General features: G+C 58.8%; 4 protein-coding genes and 1 pseudogene. All 5 read left to right on the forward strand.

Annotated elements, in window-relative coordinates; genetic code table 11:
- The first annotated feature begins 53 nt into the window (after positions 1–53).
- Positions 54–362 carry a cytochrome P450 gene (locus ET21_RS0121910; protein ID WP_272945238.1) on the forward strand — a complete coding sequence of 103 codons (309 nt, stop codon included), beginning with the start codon at positions 54–56 and terminating at the stop codon, positions 360–362.
- A gap of 36 nt (positions 363–398) precedes the next feature.
- The gene (locus tag ET21_RS0121915) at positions 399–1,670 is read left to right on the forward strand and encodes an NAD(P)/FAD-dependent oxidoreductase (protein ID WP_030541364.1); all 1,272 of its coding nucleotides are present in this window, start codon (positions 399–401) and stop codon (positions 1,668–1,670) included.
- A 60-nt stretch (positions 1,671–1,730) separates the two neighbouring features.
- Positions 1,731–2,444, forward strand: a complete 714-nt coding sequence (locus tag ET21_RS0121920) for an alpha/beta fold hydrolase (RefSeq protein WP_030541365.1) — start codon at positions 1,731–1,733, stop codon at positions 2,442–2,444.
- Positions 2,445–3,035: 591 nt separating this feature from the next.
- The gene (locus ET21_RS0121925; RefSeq protein WP_030541366.1) at positions 3,036–3,617 is read left to right on the forward strand and encodes an RNA polymerase sigma factor; all 582 of its coding nucleotides are present in this window, start codon (positions 3,036–3,038) and stop codon (positions 3,615–3,617) included.
- Between the two features lie 239 nt (positions 3,618–3,856).
- A pseudogene (locus tag ET21_RS28640) lies at positions 3,857–4,127 on the forward strand (hypothetical protein); the annotation flags it as partial.

Consider the following 4,127-nt stretch of genomic DNA (forward strand, 5'->3'; position numbering starts at 1 on the left):
TCACACGTTCAACCAGTGAGGAACTGTCCGGGAATTAAGGGGCAACGACAGATTTGAGTGGCCAGCAGATTCGGGCAGGCGACTGGCTCATGCTTTCCTTCCCTTCCGCCAATCGGGACGAAGCGGTCTTCGACGATCCGTTCGTATTCAGACCGGACCGTAAACCCAACCCGCATCTGGCTTTCGGGTATGGCGCCCATGTCTGCCTCGGTCAGCATCTGGCCCGGATGGAGATGCGGATATTCTTCGAAGAGTTCTTCGATAGGATCGAGGCTCTCGAACTCTCAGGTACGCCGCGCCGGACGATTTCGACATTCGTCGGCGGGGTCAAATCGCTGCCGATCCGCTTCGCGGCGGCGTGAACGATCCTGGAAGATGCAGTGGGCGACAGGTGCGGGATGACTGAAACGGTAAACGCGAGCTATGACGTGGTCATCGTGGGTGGCGGGCATGCCGGCGCACAAGCCGCCATTGCACTACGGCAAAGGAAGTTCACGGGCACGATCGCGATTATCGGCGACGAAATCTATCCGCCCTATGAACGTCCGCCCTTGTCCAAGGATTATCTGGCGGGCGCCAAGAGTTTCGAGCGGATCCTGATCCGTCCGGAGAGCTTCTGGAGCGAACGCGTGGTTTCGCTGCTGCTTGGAAAAACAGTGGTCGGCGTGCAACCGGACGCTAGGCACGTCGAACTCGCAGACGGTCAACGGATTGGTTATAAGCATCTGATATGGGCCGCTGGCGGTGCCCCCCGGCGGTTGAACTGTCAGGGCGCAGATTTGGGCGGCATCCATAGTGTTCGCTCGCGGGCCGATGTCGACCGAATGATTGCCGAGTTGCCCGGAGTGGAGCAGGTCGTCGTGATCGGGGGCGGCTATATTGGACTGGAAGCCGCTGCCGTCCTTTCCAAGTTCGAAAAGGCCGTAACGGTTCTTGAAGCCCAGGATCGTGTCCTCGCCCGCGTCGCGGGCGAACCGCTTTCGCGTTTCTACGAGGCAGAGCATCGCGCGCACGGCGTCGATATCCGATTGGGGGTCGCCGTTGATCGTATCGAAGAGCGGGACGGGATGGCGAGCGGCGTGCGGCTTGCTGATGGAACTCTGCTCGCATGCGACATGGTGATTGTGGGGATCGGCATCTTGCCAACCGTGCGTCCGCTGATCGATGCCGGGGCTGAGGGAGATGTGGGCGTTCGGGTCAATGAATATTGCGAGACCAGCCTGGATGACGTCTATGCGATCGGTGATTGCGCCACACATCGCAGCTCCTATGCGGATGGCGCCCTCATCCGCCTCGAGTCCGTGCAGAACGCCAATGATCAGGCTCTCACCGTTGCAAAGCTGCTGACCGGGACACGCGATACCTACGACGCAGTTCCCTGGTTTTGGTCGAACCAGTATGATCTTCGCCTGCAGACCGTTGGGCTCTCCACTGGTTATGATGAGGTGGTGACGCGTGGGCGCAGCGCAGACCGCGCTTTCTCGCTCATCTATCTGCGCGAAGGTCGCGTCATCGCACTCGACTGCGTCAATAGCACCCGCGATTATGTGCAGGGCAGAGCGCTCGTGGTCGAGAGAGCGGCCATCGCTCATGGTATTTTGTCTGACCCCGCTTTGCAGTTGAAAGACTTGGCTGTGGACAGGCGCGCGGCCGGCTTGCCATTAGGATAATGACGCCTGCACGAACTGTTTAGAATTCGTTGAATCCTGCGCGTAGTTTTGGAGATTTGCTTGACGACCTACATTCTGGTGTCGGGTGCGTGGCACGCGGGTTGGTGCTGGGAACGCGTGGTTCCGCAACTCGAAGCTGGCGGGCATCGCGCCATCGCCCCGGACCTGATCGGCATGGGGCAAGACCATACTCCTCTGTCGACCGTGACTCTAGCGAAATGGGCCGACCAGATCGCGGCTATCATTCGAGAACAGGATGAGCCGGTCGTTCTCGCAGGGCACAGCCGGGGCGGCATCATAATCAGTGAAGTAGCGGAGCGGGTGCCTCAGCACATCGCTACCTTAGCCTATTTGGCTGCGTTCCTTGTTGAATCTGGCGAAACCCTCATGTCGACCGCTACCAAGTTGCCGCGCGAACGCCCGGTGGAGATATCGATAGCGCAGGAAGGCGGAACGACGCTTGTCCGGCCCGAGGCACTCGATGCGACCTTCTATAATATGACAGAAAGCGCATGGGTCGATCGCGCCCGATCTCTTGTAAGCGCCGAACCCATGGCTGCCTTTACAACGCCGCTAAGTCTCACAGATGAAAAGTATGGCTCGGTCAAAAGAGCCTATATCGAATGTATTAACGACTATGCGATACCTCTGGCGCTGCAACGCATCATGCAGGACGCTCTTCCTTGCTCGCCGGTCTTTACCTTGGAGACCGACCACTCTCCCTTCTATTCCGCCCCTGATGAGCTATCCGCCTGTTTGCAGAAAATCGGTTGAGTGGCCGATCATTCTTATATCGAACGGTTCTCGATTCCAATACCAAAACTAGGCGAACACCGTTGTTTGCGACAATGTTTGGAAAGGGATGTTGGTCCTATGGCGAGCACAAACCTATCAATGGGTGACGAGGAGGCGGGAAGCGCTGCTCGAACCATCCCGTGGATTTTTCTCTCAACATGTGAGGAAACAAGAAAAATAGTGGCAGGTTTTCGCGCCGCGTTTAGAGACGCTGCGTGACATTTATTCTGCAAGCAATTTTTGGCCGATGTGCGGCTGAGACGCGGCCGCGCATTTTTCATAAACTTGAATGGCATGAAGGCGGCGTACTATCTCAATCGGCATGATCGCTGTTGTCAATTCGAGTTCAGGCAGGCGGATAACAACCACTGTCTGAGTGTAGCACGAGGCGCGGCAGTTCAGCACTCCGCAGAGCGTGTGGCACATCCGAACCTTGCTCCAATCTGGAGTTCGTTCACTCCTTCACTCTGGCGGTCGTCGGTCGCAACTCACGGCAGGCACCTCTTCGCGCCTTTCGGGGTATTGGAAATTCGGCTCCCGAAGCGGGGCTCGCTAGCGCCCGGAAGGCAAATGATTGACGACTCGGAACCACTCAAGCCTCCACCGGCAAACGAATTCGACGCTTCGCTCCACGAGTCTGGCCAAAGCCCGGTTCAACAACTTCTTGCACTTCTCGAGATTGAATATGCGACGCTGCTGGCGCGCCTCTCGGCGCATTTCCGGTCCCCCGAGGCCGCAGCCGAGGCGCTCCACGACGTCTATGTGAAGTTGCGGGCGGATCCGTCCATCGGTGATCTCCATAGCCCGCGCTCCTACCTCTATCGGATGGCTGTCAATCTCGCAAAGAACAGGAGTCGGAGCGACTGGCGCACGGTGCATAAGGACGATGCTGAGCTATCCGAATTTCCGGATGGCGCGCCGGACCAAGAAGCCGTCGTCTTGGCCACGGATGAAATGAGCCGAGCTTTGCAGGCGCTTCATGCCCTCCCGATCCGGCGGCAGGCGATATTCCTGGCCAAGTGGCGCGACGAGAAAACGCAAGGCGAGATTGCCGCCGAGTTCGGCTTGCACAAGCGCTCAGTTCAAAAGGAGCTCGCTCGCGCGGAGAAATATCTCAGGAAGGTCCTGCGTCGTCCCAGGCAGCCCCTCTGACGGGGCCACGCTCCTCGAGCGATTGATCGGCGATCCATGTGAAGCGGCCCTACACCGAACCCAGACAAAAAGTGGGCCGCCTTTTGGTTCGCCAATGTGTCTCCCCATGGGAATAGTAGGGCTTCCTCCTTCGAGCGCGCTCCGGCTTACGCCGATGTGTCTCATGGTGGTGGCCGAAGAGGTAGGGCGCTGAGGTTCCCGGCGCAAACCATCTGCCTCGCAACCCATTGGGGGTCGCCATGGCGGCTTTTGAATACGCGGACGCGAGCGCGATGCCGTACGCTCGGCTGGCGCAGACTAATAAACAATCGGTGCCGGTCGGACGGCAGAGGCATTTCGAGGCGCATCGAGCAGCGACAAGCAGCCGACCGATGCTCGCCCCCTGGCAAGTCAGCCTGGCCATGCGCACGATGCGATGCAACCTCGGCAGCGCAATCTCGATTTCGGAAATCGCGTCCTTGGTAAGCGTGGGCTGGAGGCCGCAGATCAGGCGGCTTCAGCGATCGGTTG

It is taken from the genome of Sphingobium sp. DC-2, from assembly GCF_000722555.1.
Classification (GTDB): Bacteria; Pseudomonadota; Alphaproteobacteria; order Sphingomonadales; family Sphingomonadaceae; genus Sphingobium; species Sphingobium quisquiliarum.